The 17,410-nt window shown below is 29.2% G+C and carries 18 protein-coding genes; all 18 read left to right on the top strand.

Annotation, left to right across the window (positions count from 1 at the left end):
• Positions 1-10 precede the first annotated feature (10 nt).
• The 18 genes from rimP to EIH23_RS00110 all read left to right on the top strand — a co-directional run bounded on the left by rimP (position 11) and on the right by EIH23_RS00110 (position 17,329).
• Positions 11-472 carry a ribosome maturation factor RimP gene (gene rimP / locus EIH23_RS00195; protein WP_122638190.1) on the top strand — a complete coding sequence of 154 codons (462 nt, stop codon included), beginning with the start codon at positions 11-13 and terminating at the stop codon, positions 470-472.
• Between the two features lie 26 nt (positions 473-498).
• On the top strand, positions 499-1,551 hold the full coding sequence (nusA, locus tag EIH23_RS00190) for a transcription termination factor NusA (RefSeq protein ID WP_122638189.1): 1,053 nt from the start codon (positions 499-501) through the stop codon (positions 1,549-1,551).
• A gap of 15 nt (positions 1,552-1,566) precedes the next feature.
• A complete protein-coding gene (gene rnpM / locus EIH23_RS00185) occupies positions 1,567-1,842 on the top strand; it encodes an RNase P modulator RnpM (RefSeq protein WP_164488934.1) in 276 nt (91 codons plus the stop codon).
• Positions 1,832-2,140: a L7Ae/L30e/S12e/Gadd45 family ribosomal protein gene (locus EIH23_RS00180; protein WP_122638187.1), complete on the top strand. Its 309-nt coding sequence runs from the start codon at positions 1,832-1,834 to the stop codon at positions 2,138-2,140. Before rnpM ends, EIH23_RS00180 begins: the two co-directional genes overlap by 11 nt.
• 23 nt (positions 2,141-2,163) lie before the next feature.
• Complete coding sequence (infB, locus tag EIH23_RS00175) at positions 2,164-4,110, top strand: translation initiation factor IF-2 (RefSeq protein WP_122638186.1); 1,947 nt, start codon at positions 2,164-2,166, stop codon at positions 4,108-4,110.
• A gap of 18 nt (positions 4,111-4,128) precedes the next feature.
• Positions 4,129-4,515, top strand: a complete 387-nt coding sequence (rbfA, locus tag EIH23_RS00170; protein WP_122638185.1) for a 30S ribosome-binding factor RbfA — start codon at positions 4,129-4,131, stop codon at positions 4,513-4,515.
• Entirely contained in the window at positions 4,496-5,488 is a 993-nt protein-coding gene (locus EIH23_RS00165; protein WP_122638184.1) for a DHH family phosphoesterase, read from the top strand. The genes rbfA and EIH23_RS00165 overlap by 20 nt, the downstream gene beginning before the upstream one ends.
• A 10-nt stretch (positions 5,489-5,498) precedes the next feature.
• The gene (truB, locus tag EIH23_RS00160) at positions 5,499-6,404 is read left to right on the top strand and encodes a tRNA pseudouridine(55) synthase TruB (protein WP_122638183.1); all 906 of its coding nucleotides are present in this window, start codon (positions 5,499-5,501) and stop codon (positions 6,402-6,404) included.
• Between the two features lie 26 nt (positions 6,405-6,430).
• A complete protein-coding gene (locus tag EIH23_RS00155; RefSeq protein ID WP_122638182.1) occupies positions 6,431-7,357 on the top strand; it encodes a bifunctional riboflavin kinase/FAD synthetase in 927 nt (308 codons plus the stop codon).
• Positions 7,358-7,465: 108 nt separating this feature from the next.
• Positions 7,466-7,720, top strand: coding sequence for a 30S ribosomal protein S15 (gene rpsO / locus EIH23_RS00150; RefSeq protein ID WP_122638181.1), 255 nt, complete (start codon positions 7,466-7,468; stop codon positions 7,718-7,720).
• A 315-nt stretch (positions 7,721-8,035) separates the two neighbouring features.
• A complete protein-coding gene (locus EIH23_RS00145) occupies positions 8,036-8,875 on the top strand; it encodes a DegV family protein (RefSeq protein WP_122638180.1) in 840 nt (279 codons plus the stop codon).
• A gap of 174 nt (positions 8,876-9,049) precedes the next feature.
• The gene (locus EIH23_RS00140) at positions 9,050-11,164 is read left to right on the top strand and encodes a polyribonucleotide nucleotidyltransferase (protein ID WP_122638179.1); all 2,115 of its coding nucleotides are present in this window, start codon (positions 9,050-9,052) and stop codon (positions 11,162-11,164) included.
• Between the two features lie 134 nt (positions 11,165-11,298).
• Entirely contained in the window at positions 11,299-12,036 is a 738-nt protein-coding gene (locus EIH23_RS00135; RefSeq protein ID WP_122638178.1) for a polysaccharide deacetylase family protein, read from the top strand.
• Between the two features lie 131 nt (positions 12,037-12,167).
• A complete protein-coding gene (locus EIH23_RS00130) occupies positions 12,168-13,409 on the top strand; it encodes a M16 family metallopeptidase (protein WP_122638177.1) in 1,242 nt (413 codons plus the stop codon).
• 24 nt (positions 13,410-13,433) lie between these two features.
• Positions 13,434-13,679 carry a YlmC/YmxH family sporulation protein gene (locus EIH23_RS00125; protein ID WP_122638176.1) on the top strand — a complete coding sequence of 82 codons (246 nt, stop codon included), beginning with the start codon at positions 13,434-13,436 and terminating at the stop codon, positions 13,677-13,679.
• 23 nt (positions 13,680-13,702) lie between these two features.
• Positions 13,703-14,923, top strand: a complete 1,221-nt coding sequence (gene dapG, locus EIH23_RS00120) for an aspartate kinase (RefSeq protein WP_122638175.1) — start codon at positions 13,703-13,705, stop codon at positions 14,921-14,923.
• A 147-nt stretch (positions 14,924-15,070) separates the two neighbouring features.
• Positions 15,071-16,414, top strand: coding sequence for an MATE family efflux transporter (locus EIH23_RS00115; RefSeq protein WP_122638174.1), 1,344 nt, complete (start codon positions 15,071-15,073; stop codon positions 16,412-16,414).
• Between the two features lie 87 nt (positions 16,415-16,501).
• Positions 16,502-17,329: an ATP-dependent Clp protease proteolytic subunit gene (locus EIH23_RS00110; protein ID WP_330566145.1), complete on the top strand. Its 828-nt coding sequence runs from the start codon at positions 16,502-16,504 to the stop codon at positions 17,327-17,329.
• Positions 17,330-17,410: the final 81 nt, after the last annotated feature.

Here is a 17,410-nt window from a genome sequence, read left to right as displayed (position 1 = left end):
AGGAAATCATATGAAAAAAAGCATAGAAGCTACAATAGAAGAATTAGTTCAACCTATAATTGACACTAATAACTTTGAACTTGTAGATGTAGAATATGTAAAAGAAGCTGGAGAATATTATCTAAGAATATATGTAGATAAAGAGGGCGGAATATCTTTAAATGAATGTGAAGTAGTTAGTAGAGCACTAAGTGGAATCTTAGATGTAAAAGATCCTATAAAAGATAACTACTATTTAGAAGTATCATCTCCAGGACTTGATAGACCACTTAAAAAAGACAAAGATTTTGTTAGATATCAAGGTAGAGATGTTGAAATAAAACTATATAAGCCGCTAAATGGTTCTAAACAATTAGAAGGTGAGCTTATAGGATTAACTGAAGATAAAAATATAAAAGTTATAATAGATAATGAAGAAGTAGAATTTAATAAAAAAGATGTTGCACTTATTAGACTTGCAATAAAGTTCTAAGGTTATTACATTAGGGAGGCAAAGTGATGAATCACGAATTTATAGAAGCATTAGATGAATTAGAAAAAGATAGAGGTATAGATAAAGATATTCTTATAGATACTATAGAACAAGCTTTATTAACAGCGTATAAGAAAAATTTTGGTTCAGCTCAAAATGTAAGAGTTGAGTTTGACAGAGAAAAAGGAGATGTTAGAGTATTTTCTCAAAGAGTTGTAGTAGATGAATCTGATTTATATGACACATTCTTAGAAATAGAATTGGATGAAGCTAGACAAATAAATCCAAACTATGAATTAGGAGATATAATAGAAAATGAAGTTACTCCTAAAGATTTCGGAAGAATAGCAGCTCAAACAGCTAAGCAGGTAGTTGTTCAAAGAATAAGAGAAGCTGAAAGGGATATAGTATATAATGAATTTATAGAAAAAGAAAATGAAATAGTAACTGGAGAAGTTGCTAGAGTAAGCAAAGGTTTAGTTTATGTAAACTTAGGTAGAATAGAAGCGGTTATGACGCCAGCAGAACAAATACCTCATGAATCTTACAAAGCAGGACAAAAAATAAAGGTATATATATTAGAGGTGAAGAAAACTAATAAAGGACCTCAAATAGTAGTATCTAGAAGTCATCCAGGTTTAGTTAAGAGATTATTTGAGTTTGAAGTTCCAGAAATATTTGAAGGAATAGTTCAAATAAAATCATTATCTAGAGAAGCTGGTTCAAGAACTAAGATGGCGGTTAAGTCAATAGATGAAAAGATAGACCCAATTGGAGCTTGTGTAGGGCCAAAAGGTTCAAGAGTAAAAAATATAGTTGATGAGTTAATAGGTGAAAAGATAGATATAATAAACTACAGTGAAAACCCAGCTGAATTTATATCTGCAGCTTTAAGTCCATCAAAGGTTGTAAGAGTAGATGTAAATGAAGAAGAAAAATCTGCTTTAGTAGTAGTTCCTGATTACCAATTATCACTTGCAATAGGTAAAGAAGGTCAAAATGCAAGATTAGCTGCTAAGCTTACTAACTGGAAAATAGATATAAAAAGTGAATCTCAAGATACTCAAGATAACGAATAGTAGGGAGGGATATCTTTGCAAAAAATAAAGAAAGTACCTCAAAGAAAATGTATAGTTTGTCAAGATAGAGACTCTAAAAAAGAGCTTATGAGAATAGTTAAAAATAAAGAAGGCGAGATTTTTATAGACATAAGTGGAAGAGCTAATGGTAGAGGTGCATACATATGTAAAAGTGTAGAGTGCTTAGAAAAGGCTATAAAGACAAAAGCTTTAAATAGAGCCTTTAAAATGGAAGTTTCTGATGAGGTATATGAAAAATTACTTGCAGAGTTAAAATCATATGAAAAGTAATGAAGAAAAAATATACTCATATTTAGGTCTTGCAACAAGAGCTGGAAAAATAGTTTCTGGAGACGACTCAACTTTATTAGAGTTAAAAAGAGGAAACGTAAAATTAGTAATAGTTGCAGAAGATGCATCAAATAATACTAAAAAGCTTTTTAAAGATAAAAGCTCATATAGAAATATACCTTATGTATATTTCTCTAGTAAATTACAATTAGGTTTATCTATAGGAAAAGCACCAAGAGCAGTAATCGGTGTTAAAGATGATGGATTTGCCAATAAGTTAGTAGAACTTTTAAAATAAAAAATTCAATAGGGGGTGATCTTGTGTCAAAAACAAGAGTATACCAAATCGCAGAAAAGCTAGGAATATCAAATGAGGATGTAATAGCTAAATTAAAAGAATTAGAAATAAGTGCAGAAAATGAAAATAGTGAAATAGACAATGATGATGTAGAGTTATTAGTTGAATTAGTAGGTGAAGAAGCAGTAACACATGATGGTCCTACAGTAACTATAACTGGAAAATTAACAGTTCAAGAAATAGCAAATGCTTTAGAAGTATCTGCATCAGAAGTAATAATGAAGCTTATGAAAATGGGAACTATGGCATCAATAAACCAAGAAGTAAGTGAAGAAATAGCTTCTTTAGTAGTTAAAGAATATGGATACACATTATTAACTTCAACAGAAGATGAAGAAGAAGAGCAATTAGAAATAGATGCTTTAATGGAAATAGAGGAAGATAAAGAAGAAGATTTATTACCAAGACCACCAGTTGTAACCGTAATGGGACACGTTGACCATGGTAAAACTTCTTTACTAGATGCTATAAGATCAACTAATGTAACTAGAGGAGAGGCAGGAGGAATAACTCAACATATAGGTGCTTCTGAGGTTTCAGTAAATGGTCAAAAAATAGTATTCTTAGATACACCAGGACATGAAGCTTTCACATCAATGAGAGCTAGAGGAGCACAAGTAACAGATATAGCAATACTTGTTGTTGCTGCAGATGATGGAATAATGCCTCAAACAATAGAAGCAATAAACCATGCTAAAGCAGCTGAAGTACCATTAATAGTAGCTATAAATAAAATAGATAAGCCAGATGCAAATCCTGATAAAGTTAAGCAAGAGTTAGCTGATCAAGGATTATTAGTTGAAGACTGGGGTGGAGAAGTTATAGCAGTTCCAGTATCAGCTAGACAAAAAACTGGTATAGATACATTACTAGAAATGATATTATTAGTTTCAGAAATGGAAGAATTAAAAGCTAATCCTAATAAAAGAGCAGTAGGTACTGTTATAGAAGCTCAACTTGATAAAGGAAGAGGACCAGTTGCTACAGTTCTTGTTCAAGGAGGAACTTTAAATGTTGGAGATCCAATAGTTGCTGGACTTGCAAGTGGTAAGGTAAGAGCAATGATAAACTCTAAAGGAAAAAGAGTAAAAACAGCAGGACCTTCTACAGCAGTAGAAATATTAGGTTTATCTGAAGTTCCACAAGGTGGAGATCAATTTGTTGCTGTTCCAACTGATAAGATAGCTAGAAGTGTTGCTGAAAAGAGACAACAAATAGCTAGAGAAGAAATGTTAAAATCTAACCAAAGAATGTCACTTGATGACTTCTTCTCTCATATGAATGATGGAGATGTTAAAGATCTTAACATAGTTATAAAAGCAGATGTTCAAGGTTCTGCTCAAGCAGTTAAGCAATCATTAGAAAAATTATCTAATGAGGAAGTTGCAGTTAGAGTAATACACTGTGGTGTTGGTGCTGTAACTGAATCAGATGTTATGCTTGCAGCTGCGTCTAATGCAATAATAATAGGATTTAATGTAAGACCTGTTCCAGGTGCTGAAGAAATGGCTAAGAAGCAAGCTGTTGATGTAAGAACATACACTATAATATACAAGGCTATAGAAGATGTTCAAGCAGCTATGACAGGTATGTTAGATCCAGAATATAGAGATGAAGATACAGGAAAAGCTGAAGTGAGAGAAATATATAAAATATCTGGTGTAGGTACAGTAGCTGGATGTTATGTAACTAGTGGAAAAATATTCAGAGGTTCTAAAGCTAGAATAGTTAGAGATGGAATAATAATCCATGATGGTGAACTTGCTGCACTAAAGAGATTTAAAGATGATGTAAAAGAAGTTAACAATGGTTACGAATGTGGTATGAGCTTCGTAAATTATAATGATTTAAAAGAAGGCGACATAATAGAAGCTTATATAACTAAAGAAGTAGAAAGAAAATTAAAATAGTAAAAGAAGGTCGATATTATGGCATCATATAATAGAACAAGAAGAATAGCAGAAGAAATAAGAAAAGTAGTAAGCAGTATGCTTATTAGTGGCATAAAAGATCCTAGAATAACTTCTATGGTTAGTGTAACCGATGTAGAAGTTACTAATGACTTAAGCTATGCATATGTATATGTAAGTATATTAGGTGGAGACGAAGAATCGACTTTATTAGGACTTAAGAGTGCTGTAAATTATGTAAGAAGAGAAGTAAGTAGAAATGTAAAACTTAGACATACTCCACAAATTATCTTTAAGGTTGATGATTCAATTAAAAAAGGTATGTATATGGATAATCTTATAAAACAAATAAGTTCAAAAGATAATCAAGAACCTATATGTAAGGATGAGGAATATGATAAGTAATATTGATAATATTATAAAATATATAAAAGGAAGTAACGACTTTGTCGTTACTTCTCATATTAGTCCAGATGGTGATAATATTGGATCAACTCTTGGTATATACTATTCTTTAAAAATATTAGGTAAGAATGTGTACTATGTATTAGATGATAATGCACCTTCAAATCTTAAATTTTTAGTAGAAAATGTAACTAAGTTAAGTTCAATAGAATTCAATGACTTAAATATAAATGAGTTTAATTTAATAGCATTAGACTGTGGAGATAAATCTAGAGTTTGCGTAAGTGAAGAAATAAAAGAAAATGCAAAAACAATAATCTGCATAGATCATCACGCAAGTAATGATTCTTATGGAGATTTAAACTATATTGACGTAAATGCTTCATCAACTAGTGAATTAGTATACAATATTTTAGTTAGACTAAATGAACTAGAAAATATGAGTATAATAAATGAAGATATAGCAACAGCTCTTTATACAGGTCTGGCAACAGATACTGGTAATTTTTCTTATTCAAGTACACATCCAAGTAGCTTTGAAATGGCTAAAAATTTATTATTAGCAGGAGCTAAGAGGGATAAAATTATTCAAAATGTTTTCCAAAGTAATTCTTATAACTACTATAAATTGCTAGGAGAAGCATTAAATACTTTAGATATAGTAGATAATAAAATAGCATGTATAAGTTTAACTATAGATATGCTACAAAGAAACAATATAAGTTTTAATGATGTAGATGGTATAACTACATACACAAGAGATATAGAAGGTGTAGAGGTTGGAATTCTTTTAAAACAAAAGAAGGAAAATGAGGTTAAGGTTAGCTTAAGGTCTAAAAACTATGTAAATGTAAGTAAGATTGCTCAATCATTTAATGGTGGAGGACATATAAGAGCCGCAGGTTGTACTATATATGATACTGTAGAAAATGCTAAAGAAAAAGTTCTACAAGCAGTTCTAAAAGAAATTTAAGGTGATTTTAATGAACAAAATAATAAATATATTAAAACCTACAGGCATGACATCTCATGATGTAGTTAGCAGAGTTAGAAGAATTTTAAATACTAAAAAAGTTGGCCATACAGGTACCCTTGATCCAGATGCATCAGGGGTACTACCTATATGTATAGGAAAAGCTACGAAGGTAAGTGAATTAATACTTAATAAAGATAAATCATACATTTGCGAGCTTACATTAGGAATGACAACTGATACATATGATTCTTCAGGAAGTATAGTAAAAAGAACAGAAAATTTCAAACTAAGTAAATATGATATTGAGAAAGCTTTTGAAACTCAAAGAGGAGAGATTGAACAATTTCCTCCAATATATTCAGCACTGAAAGTTAACGGTAAAAAAATGTATGATTTAGCTAGAAGTGGAAAAGCTGATGATATAGTTATAAAATCTAGAAAAGTAAACATAAAAGAATTGAATATACTTAGTATAAATGATAGGAAAATAATGTTTTATGTTAAATGTTCTAAAGGAACTTATGTAAGGAGTATTTGCCATGATATAGGGGAATTTTTAGGCTGTGGAGGTCATATGTCTTTCTTGCTTAGAACATCTTCTGGTAGATTTAACTTAGAAAATTCAATTACATTAGAAGAACTAGAAGAATTTAATACTAGTGGAACTTTAGATAAACATTTATATGATATAGATTATGTTCTAAATAATTTTAAATCAGTGACATTAAAATCAAGTGCATTAAAGTACTACAGCAATGGTGGTATAATTGATAGTAAACGATTTAGTACTGATGGAATAAATGAAAATGATGAATTTGTAAGGGTTTATAGTGATGGAAACTTTTTAGGTGTAGGTAAATTGATAAAAGATAATAAGATTATAAGTCTAAAAAGTGATAAAATATTTATATAAACTATAATTCTAGTGGGGAAATCATTATGGATATTGTTAAATCTATATGGGATGTAGAGAATTTAGGCGAAAGTGTTGTCACTATAGGTAAATTTGATGGTCTTCATAATGGCCATAAAGTTCTGATAAAAAAAGCAGTACAATGTAGCAAAAAAAGAAGAATAAAAAGTGTTGTTTTTACTTTTGAAAATCATCCAGCTAACTATTTTAGAAATCATAGTGTGAAAAACATTATACGTGATAAGGATAAAATGGAAAAATTAAGCTATTTAGGTATAGATATTGTAGTTAATGTACCCTTTGATGAGGAAATGACAAAGATATCTGCAGATGATTTTGCAAAAAAGATACTTAAAGAAAAATTAGGAGCCAAAAAGGTAATTGTAGGACATGACTTTACCTTTGCTAGAAATAAAGAAGGAAATGCAAAATTATTAAAACTCTTAGGTGCTAAGTATGATTTTAAAGTTGAGGTAGTTAATCCTGTAAAAATAAATAATATAAGAGTAAGTAGCACTTATATAAGAAACTTAATAGCTGAGGGAAGTGTAAATAAAGTGAAAGAGTATTTAGGACGTAATTACCAATTAGAGGGAGAAGTAATAAAGTCTAAGCAACTAGGAAGAACTATAGGATTTCCTACTGCAAATATGAAAATTGAGGGTGAAATGCTTATTCCTAAATGCGGTATATATGCAACTAAGGTTTACTTAGATGAAAAAACCTACTTTGGAGCAACTAATATAGGGTATAACCCAACTGTAAATGGAGATAATCTATCTGTAGAGACTAATATACTTGATTTCAATGAAGACATATATGGAAAATTTATAAAAATTGAGTTTTTAGAAAGAATTAGAGATGAAAAAAAGTTTAATTCTTTAGAAGAGCTGAAATCTCAGTTAAAAATTGATACAAATTATATTTATGAAAAGTATATTTGCAAAAAATAAATTTATATGATAGAATAAGTAAGTAAATTAACCATTACTCAGCATTTGAACACTCCAATCAATGCTTAGTAATTGGCGATTTAATAAAATTTTATGGAGGTAACTCAAATGAACAAAACTGAAATAATCAAAGAGTTTGGAAGAAAAGAAGGAGATACTGGTTCTCCAGAAGTACAAATAGCTTTATTAACAGCTAGAATAAACGAATTAAACGGTCACTTAAAGACTCACAAAAAAGACCACCACTCTAGAAGAGGTTTATTAAAGATGGTTGGTAGAAGAAGAAACTTATTAGCTTACTTAAAGGAAAAAGATCTTGAAGGATACAGAACTTTAATAGCTAAATTAGGATTAAGAAAATAATTATATTTTCTATATAGAACAGGAAGGCATTGGCCTTCCTGTTTTTGCTTAAAATAATAAATTTAGTATAGTATATATGTTTTTAATTAATACAAAATATAGATTTATAAAATTTTAAATAGATTTGACTATGATAGCATAAAATAATAAATAGATATGTAAGAATGCAAAATTCATGAATAAATAGTATAATTAATAAAGAAGTATAAATACAAATTATATGAACTATGATTATATTTAATCTAAGGAGTAAATAATTAAAAAGGTATAAAATATAAAAAAATAATATATGCTTTATTTTAGGAGGAGATATAGATGAAAATAAAGTTAATTTGCGATAGTTTATGTGATGTCCCTAAAGATTTGGTAGAAAAATATGATATAGATGTGATTCCTTTAAATATAATACTTGGAGATAAAGAGTATAAAGAAGGTATAGACATAAGTAATGAAGAGTTTTATAAAAGGATGAAAGAGAAAAAAGAAGTTCCAAAAACATCACAAGCTACATATATTCAATTTAAAACTGCTTTTGACAAATATAAAGATGATTACTCTATAGTATGTATAAATGGTTCTTCGAAATCATCGGGTACTTATCAAAGTGCTGTAATGGCTAAAAATGATACAGAAGGAGATATACATGTATTTGATACGTTAACATTATCTCTAGGAAGTGCCCAATTTGTTGTTAAAGCATGTGAGTTAATAGAAAATAATAATGAAATAACTCCACAAGAACTAATAGAGGAATTAGAAAAGTTAAGAGATTCAGTAAGTTTATTATTTGTTCCAGATACACTTGAATACTTACAGAGAAGTGGAAGAGCATCATTAGCAACTGCAACTATAGGTAATATGTTAAAAATAAAGCCTATATTTACAGTAGAAGATGCAAAAATATTTATACTTACAAAAGTAAGAGGTAAAAAACATGCTATAAATGAATTGATAAAGTTAACTATAGATAAGTATGATACTTTAGAAGATAAGAATGTAATAATTGGTTGTGGCGATAATGTAGATGATTTTGAGAAATTAAAAGAAGAAGTTAACGCAAAAATAAAATGCAAGAATCTGTATTTTACTAGAGGTGGAGCTTGTATATGTTCTCATACTGGACCAGATATATTTGCAATCAGTTGTTCTTATTAAATGATTAATTTTATATTAAGTAGCAAATACTATACAAAAGTATATAGTTTAGTATCTAAGAAAATACAATAAAAGTCATAAAATGAGTTTTGTATTGTTAATTTATAGTATTTTTGATAAGATATTAGTTAAGATATAAAAGCGGTTTTAGTGAAAGAGGAGGTACAAGCATTAATGTTTGAACATAAAATTTTCAAAATGGATTTAGCAGGAAGAGAACTTTCTGTTGAAATAGGAAAAATATCAGAGCTTGCTGCTGGTAGTGCTATACTTAAATACGGAGAAACTATGGTTATGATTAACGTATCTAAATCAGCAAAGCCAAGAGATGGTATAGATTTCTTCCCACTAAGTGTTGATTATGAGGAAAGATTATATTCAGTTGGTAAAATACCAGGTGGATTTTTAAAGAGAGAGGGAAAGCCTTCAGAAAAGGCAATACTTACTTCTAGATTAATAGATAGACCAATAAGACCTTTATTCCCAAAAGGATTTAGAAATGATGTACAAGTTGTTGCTACTGTACTTTCAGTAGATCAAGATTGTACTCCTGATATAGTAGCGATGATAGGTTCATCTGTAGCCTTATCTATATCTGATATACCATTTAATGGTCCAACTGGTTCTGTTTTAGTAGGATTAGTTGACGGTGCGTTAGTAGCTAACCCAACTGCAGAGCAAAGAGAAAAGAGTTCTCTTCACTTAGTAGTATCAGGTACTAAAGATGCAATAATGATGGTTGAAGCTGGAGGAGAAGAAATACCTGAAAGCTTAATGTTAGAAGCTATATTATTTGCACACGAAGAAATAAAGAAAATAGTATCTTTCATAGAAGAGATAACTTCAGAAGTTGGAAAAGAAAAAATGGAAGTAGAATTACATAAAGTTGATGCTGAGGTAGAATCTGCTGTTCGTAATTTTGCAACTGATAAAATGAAAGAGGCAGTAAGAACTGTTGAAAAACTTGAAAGACAAGAAAAAATGGATGCAGTAAGAGAAGAAACTCTTGCTAATTTTGAAGAAATAGTAGATGAGTTTGGATCAGATATAGAAGAAGTTCTTCAATCAATAATAAAAGAGTCTGTTAGAATGCTTATAACTCATGAGCAAGTAAGACCAGATAACAGAAAATTAGATGAAATAAGACCAATATGGTGTGATAATGGATTTATACCAAGAGCTCATGGTTCTGGATTATTTACAAGAGGACAAACTCAAGTAATGACTATAACTACATTAGGTGCTTTAGGAGATGTTCAAATACTAGATGGTTTAGATGAAGAAGAAAATAAAAGATATATGCATCACTATAACTTCCCAGCATACAGTGTTGGTGAAGCTAGACCATCAAGAGGTCCAGGAAGAAGAGAAATAGGTCATGGTGCATTAGCTGAGAGAGCGTTAGTTCCTGTAATACCTTCAAAAGAAGAATTCCCTTATGCAATAAGATTAGTTTCTGAAGTATTAAGTTCAAATGGATCAACATCTCAAGGTTCGGTTTGTGGATCAACATTATCATTACTAGATGCAGGTGTTCCAATAAAAGATATGGTTGCAGGTATTGCAATGGGTCTTATAAAAGATGATGACAAAGTAGCTATACTTTCAGATATACAAGGTATGGAAGACCATTTAGGAGATATGGACTTTAAAGTTGCAGGTACTGAACATGGTATAACAGCTATACAAATGGATATAAAAATAAATGGTATAGATGAAAATATATTAAGAGCTGCACTTGATCAAGCAAGAGTTGGTAGACTTCATATATTAAATGAAATGAGAAAAACTATAGATGCTCCAAAGCCACAATTATCTAAGTATGCTCCTAAGATAATAACAATGAATATAAATCCAGATAAGATAAGAGATGTTATAGGGCCAGGTGGTAAGGTTATAACTAAGATTATCGATGAAACTGGTGTTAAGATAGATATAGAACAAACTGGTGAAGTATTTATAGCAGGTATTGATCAAGAAATGATAGACTTAGCACAAAAACTAATAAATGACATAGTTGCAGAAGCCGAAGTTGGTAAGACTTATAAAGGGAAAGTGACTAGAATAACTACATTCGGTGCTTTTGTTGAAATACTTCCAGGTAAAGAAGGATTACTTCATATATCTCACATAGCTCATGAAAGAGTAGCTAAGGTTGAAGATGTTCTTAATATTGGAGATGAAGTAGAAGTTAAGGTTACTGAAATAGACGAAAAAGGAAGAGTAAACTTATCTAGAAAAATTTTATTACCTAAGCCAGAAAGAACTGAAAAGAAAGAAGAAAAATAAATAAATAATAAAAAAAAGATTAACTTTTCTTAGTTAATCTTTTTTTTATTATAGTTTATATTTGCATAAATAGGACAATTATTTAATAAGATTAACTAAGATATAATTTGTACATATTTTAGGGGGAATCTTAGATGTTAATAATGGTGGCTAATAAGAAGAAACTAAAGAAGATAGGCATAGGAGTTTTAGTTATATTGCTTATTATAGGAGGAGTATTTTGGGGGATGAAAAGCAGTATAACTCCGACTTTTAACTTTAATGATCTAGCTGACTTACCTTACGAAAGAGGAACTAAAGCTAATAGTGGCTACGTTGCAATTACATGCAACGTAGACCTTGGCTGGGAAGATGAATACATAGAGTCGATATTAGATACTCTAAAAAAAGAAGATGCAAATATAACATTTACTATAACAGGTAAGTGGGCAGAAAATAAAAAAGAACTTTTACAAAGAATGATTTCAGAAGGTCATGAGGTTGGAAGTCATGGATATAAACATTTAGACTATGCTAAGTTAAGCTATGAAGAAAATTTAGAGCAGATGAAAAAAGCTGAATCTATTATAGAGGAAATTACAAATCAAGAAATTAAATTTTTTCAAGCTCCAGCAGGTTCTTTTGGCGAAGGAACAATTAAGGCAGCTAAAGAGTTAGGATATACAACATTTAAATGGGATGTAGATACAATTGATTGGAAATACAGAGAGGAGCCTGATGTGATAATAAACAGAGTAAATAAAAAGGAAATTAAAGATGGAAGTATAGTACTTATTCACCCTACAAAGGCAACCACACAATGTTTAGATGATATAATATCTATTATAAGGGGAAAAGGACTTAAAGTAGGTAGATTAATGGATATTTTTTAATAACTTAATTTTTATTGAATAAATAAACCTACTAAACTATAATGAAATACATATACTTATTTAGATTTAGAACTAAAGTTTAACCAATAAATAATAGTCTATATAAAATATTGTTACAAATGGAGGATGATATGTACAAAGTAAAAACATTAGAGAATGGACTTACAATAATAGGTGAAGAAATACCTTATGTGAAATCAATATCTTTAGGAGTATGGATAAATGCAGGATCAAGAATTGAAGATAATAAAGTGAGTGGAGTATCTCATTTTATAGAACATATGTTATTTAAAGGGACAAATAAAAGAAGTTCAAAAGATATTGCAAGTGAAATTGATAATTTAGGTGGTCAAATAAATGCTTTTACAAGCAAAGAATGTACATGCTACTATGTAAAATTACTAGATGAACATATAAATATAGGGTTAGATATATTAAGCGATATGATACTAAACTCTAAGTTTGATGAAAAAGATATAGATAAGGAAAGATCAGTAATTTTAGAAGAACTTAAAATGTATGAAGATTCACCAGAGGACTTAGCTTATGATATGTTATTAGAGCACATTTATAAAGATGATGGACTGGGAATGAATATATTAGGTAATAGAAAATCCTTAGATTATATAAATAGAAAAGAGTTATTAGAATATTTTAATAAATATTATGTACCTAATAATTCAGTAATATCAGTATCAGGAAACTTTGATTTTGATACTATGTTAGAAAAAATAGAAGAAAAATTTAAAAGTTGGAAAAGCAAAGATGTAACTATAGAGCTAAAAGAAGCTACATTTAATTCTTGTCATATAGCTAAAAATAAGGATACAGAACAAGTGAACTTAACAATGAATTTAAAGGCTATTGGATTAGAGGATGATGATGAAGTATATGCATTAGCTGTTATAAATAATATATTTGGAGGTAGTATTAGCTCTAGATTATTCCAAAAAATAAGAGAAGAAAAAGGGCTAGTATATTCTATATACTCAGCACAAAGCTTATATAGAAAATGTGGAGAACTAGGGATTTTTGCTAGTATGAGTAATGAAAATTTAGAAGAAGTATGTGAAATTATAAAAAATGAAATAAAAGACTTAAGAGAAAATTATTTAACAGAAAAAGAAATACATGAAAGTAAAGAGCAATTAAAAGGTAGTTACTTATTAGGTTTGGAAAGTACAGGAAGTAGGATGATGTCTATGGGAAAATCAATGCTACTTGTAAATAAAGTAAAAACTACAGATGAAATTTTAGAATGTATAAATAATGTAAACTTTGACAGTATAAAAAAGGTTATAAACAAAGTATTTGATTTGAGTAATCTTGGAATTTGTATAGTCGGCAGAGATGTAGAGGATATAAAGTTGTAATTAATAAGTTTAGGGGGGATAAGTATGAATTTATCTGAAATTGCAGGGAAAGAAATTGTTAACCTAGTTACAGGGGAAAGACTAGGTGTAGTTGGTGAATGTGACCTTATAATAGATGAAACAACAGGAAAAATATTGGCATTATTAATACCAAAAGAAAAAGGCTTTTTTGGACGAAAGAAAGAAGGCTCAGTTCTAGAAGTACCTTGGAGAAGCGTAAAAAAAATTGGTAACGATATGATAATTATAGAATATGATGGAGTATATTAAATGTAGTTATTAGGGGGGAATATATGGGAGTATTAGTACAAAAATTTGGTGGAACATCAGTAGAATCATATGAAAAAATGAAAGAGGTTGTTAATATAATAAAAAGCTATAGAGAAAAGGGGAATGATTTGGCAGTAGTTGTATCAGCTATGGGAAGAAAAGGTGCACCTTATGCAACAGATACATTAATAGATTTATGTAAAAATGTTAATGAAAAAGCATCAAAAAGAGAACTAGATCTTATAATGTCCTGTGGAGAAATAATATCTGGAACTATTTTGTCAAGTATGTTAGAAGGTGAAAATATACCATCTATATTTTTAACAGGAACTCAAGCTGGAATAATAACAACGAATTCTTACTCTAATGCTAAGATAAAAAAAATAAACTCACAAAGAATTGAAACAGAATTATCTATGGGAAAGGTAGTTGTAATAGCTGGATTTCAAGGTAGTACAGAGGATGGAGATGTAACTACTCTAGGTAGAGGAGGGAGTGATACATCTGCAGTAGCAATAGGTAAAGCATTAGGAAGTAAGAAAGTTCAAATATATACTGATGTAGATGGAATAATGACAGCAGATCCTAGAGTAGAGCCTGATGCAAGAGTGATAAAATTTATAGAATATGAAGAGGTTTTTCAAATGGCAGAGCAAGGTTCAAAGGTAATACATCCAAGAGCTGTAGAGCTTGCTAAAAAGGCTGATATAATACTAGAAATAAAAAACACATTAAATCCAGAGTATGAAGGAACTAAGATTGGTTCAATTAAAAACCTACAACATGGAAATCAAAGTTATGAGGAAGAAGAGGGATTTATATCTACAGTAGCTCATAAAAATAATATAGCTCAAGTAAAAGTAAAATCTTGTGAAGATGTATTTTCTAGAATACTAAATGAAATGGAAGATAAGAAAATAAATATGGATATGATTAATTTTTTTATAGAAGATAAGGGATTTGCTATTAACAAATCAGATGTAGATGTTGTTGAGGAAATACTTAAAAAGAACTCAGTACAATATGAGATAAACAAGGATTGTGCAAAGGTTACTTTATTAGGTAGTAAAATAACTGAAACACCTGGAGTTATAGCAAAGATTATGAGAGGTTTAACAAAGATTAATATAGAATTACTTCAGTCATCTGACTCTTATACTTCTGTATCTTGCTTGGTTAAAGAAAAAGACATGGTAGAAACTATTCATATTATACATAATCTTTTTTATAAAAATGAAGATTAGATAGTCTCAAATTAAAGAGAATATACTAGTTTAGTATATTCTTTTTAATTTGAGACTGTTAGCATATAAAGAATAAAATATTATTGACAGTGGTAAAATTATTCAATAATATTTTATATTGATAAAATAATTATATAGAAGACGTATATGGAATTATCAAAAATATTAAATAAAAAGTTATCTTTATTATCATTAACATGGCCAATATTTATAGAGCTGTCATTACAGCTATTAGTAAATAATATTGATCAGGTAATGTTAAGTAGGGTATCTGATAAAGCAGTAGCAGCAGTTGGAAATGTAAATCAAATAATGAATGTATTAGTAATAACTTTTAGTGTGGTAACAATGGCTACAACAATACTTGTATCTCAGTACTTGGGAGCGAAGAATCATAGTAAAGTATCTGAAATCTATACAGTATCTATTTTTACTAACTTTATATTTGGTATAGCATCAGGAATTTTATTATTTATATTAGGAAGTTATATACTTAATTTAATTAAACTCCCAAATGATTTGATTAATGATGCAAATATATATATGAATATAGTTGGAGGGGGATTATTTTTACAATCGCTATTTTTAACTTATTCAGCTATATTTAGAAGTAATGGTTTGATGAAACAAACTATGTATATTTCTATATTAGTAAATATACTAAATATAATTGGTAACACTATCTTACTAAATGGGTATTTCGGACTACCTAAGATGGTAGTAGATGGTGTTGCAATTTCAAGTGTAATGAGTAGGTTTATAGGAGTTGTTATAATAGCATATATTTTTAAAAGGGAAGTAAATGGTGAAATTTCATTAAAATATATTAGACCATTCCCGAAAGATACTTTTAAGAAATTAATAAATATAGGTATTCCATCAGGAGGAGAAAATATATCATATAATATATCACAGACAGTAATTTTAGCCATAGTAAATACCCTTGGAACAACTATTGTTACTGGTAGAACTTATATAGGTATTATAGTAATGATTTCATATTTATATGCAAATGCAGTATCTCAAGCAAATCAGATTATAGTGGGACATTTAATTGGAGCTAAAGAAGAGGATGAAGCTTACAAATGTGTATTAGATACTCTAAAAAAGGCAATGCTAGTTACTTTAATTGTATCTGGTTCAATATTTATTTTTAGTGACTATATTTTAGGAATATTTACTAAAGATATAACAATACTTAGACTAGGCAAACACATATTATTTATAGATATTTTCTTAGAACTAGGAAGATCTATTAATATGGTAACGATAAGAGGAATGCAAGCTGCAGGAGATATAAAATTTCCTGTAATGGTGGGAATAATATCTATGTGGCTAATATCGGCATTATTTTCATACATATTTGCTATACAATTTAATATGGGATTATATGGTGTATGGCTAGCTATGGCTATGGATGAAATTTTAAGAGGAATAATATTTTATAATAGATGGAGAAGAGGTAGTTGGAGATCTAAGCTTGTAATGTAATTATTATATAAATCAAGCATTAAAGTATGAATTTTTTACAAGGATTTGGAAAAAATAAAAATAATAATGCTTGAGAGGAGAATTAAAATGAAATTTAATGAAGATAATATTGAATATAATAATTACATAAACAAAAATATGGATAATTATAATTTAGAAAAAGATACTGTGGATATAGAAAAAATAAATTCTAATTTATTAATGCAAGATCAAAATAATAACAATAACAATAATAATGCAAATGATAATGAAATGGAAGATATAAAGCAAATGGGAATTCCACAAATTCCAAATCAACCTAAGAAAGATATACAGTGTATTACAATAATAGGAGAAATAGAAGGACATTTTATAGGAAATCCACAAAAAAAAGCTACTAAGTATGAACATATAATTCCAATGTTATATTCGGTAGAAGAAAATCCAGATATAAAAGGTGTACTTGTAATTTTGAATACAGTTGGAGGAGATGTAGAAGCAGGTCTTGCTATGGCAGAGCTTCTAAATAGTGTATCTAAAAAAATAGTAACACTTGTATTAGGTGGAAGTCACAGTATAGGCGTTCCTCTTGCAACTGCAGGAGATTATTCATTTATAGCTCCAACTGCTACTATGATAGTTCACCCAATTAGAACAAATGGATTAGTAATTGGTGTAAATGAAACATTTGAATATTTTAAAAAGATGCAAGAGAGAATTGTTGAGTTTATAACTAGAACATCAAAAATAGAACGAGATGAATTAGTTAAATTAATGCATGCTAAAGATGAATTAGTTAGTGATGTTGGTAGTGTTCTTATAGGAAAGGAAGCTGTTGACTGTGGTATAATTGATGAAGTTGGAGGACTTAAAGAAGCACTAGCTAAACTAAAAGAACTAATAGCAGAAGATGATAAGAGCAAAGAAAATAAATAAGTTTGTTTAAATAATACAATATATGATATAATTAAGTAATATAAGTATAAGTAGAAAGTGTTAGTGTTTAGGCATTAACAC

Source organism: Romboutsia sp. Marseille-P6047, assembly GCF_900604535.1.
Classification (GTDB): domain Bacteria; phylum Bacillota; class Clostridia; order Peptostreptococcales; family Peptostreptococcaceae; genus Romboutsia_E.
This window is presented reverse-complemented; position numbering and strand designations above follow the sequence as displayed.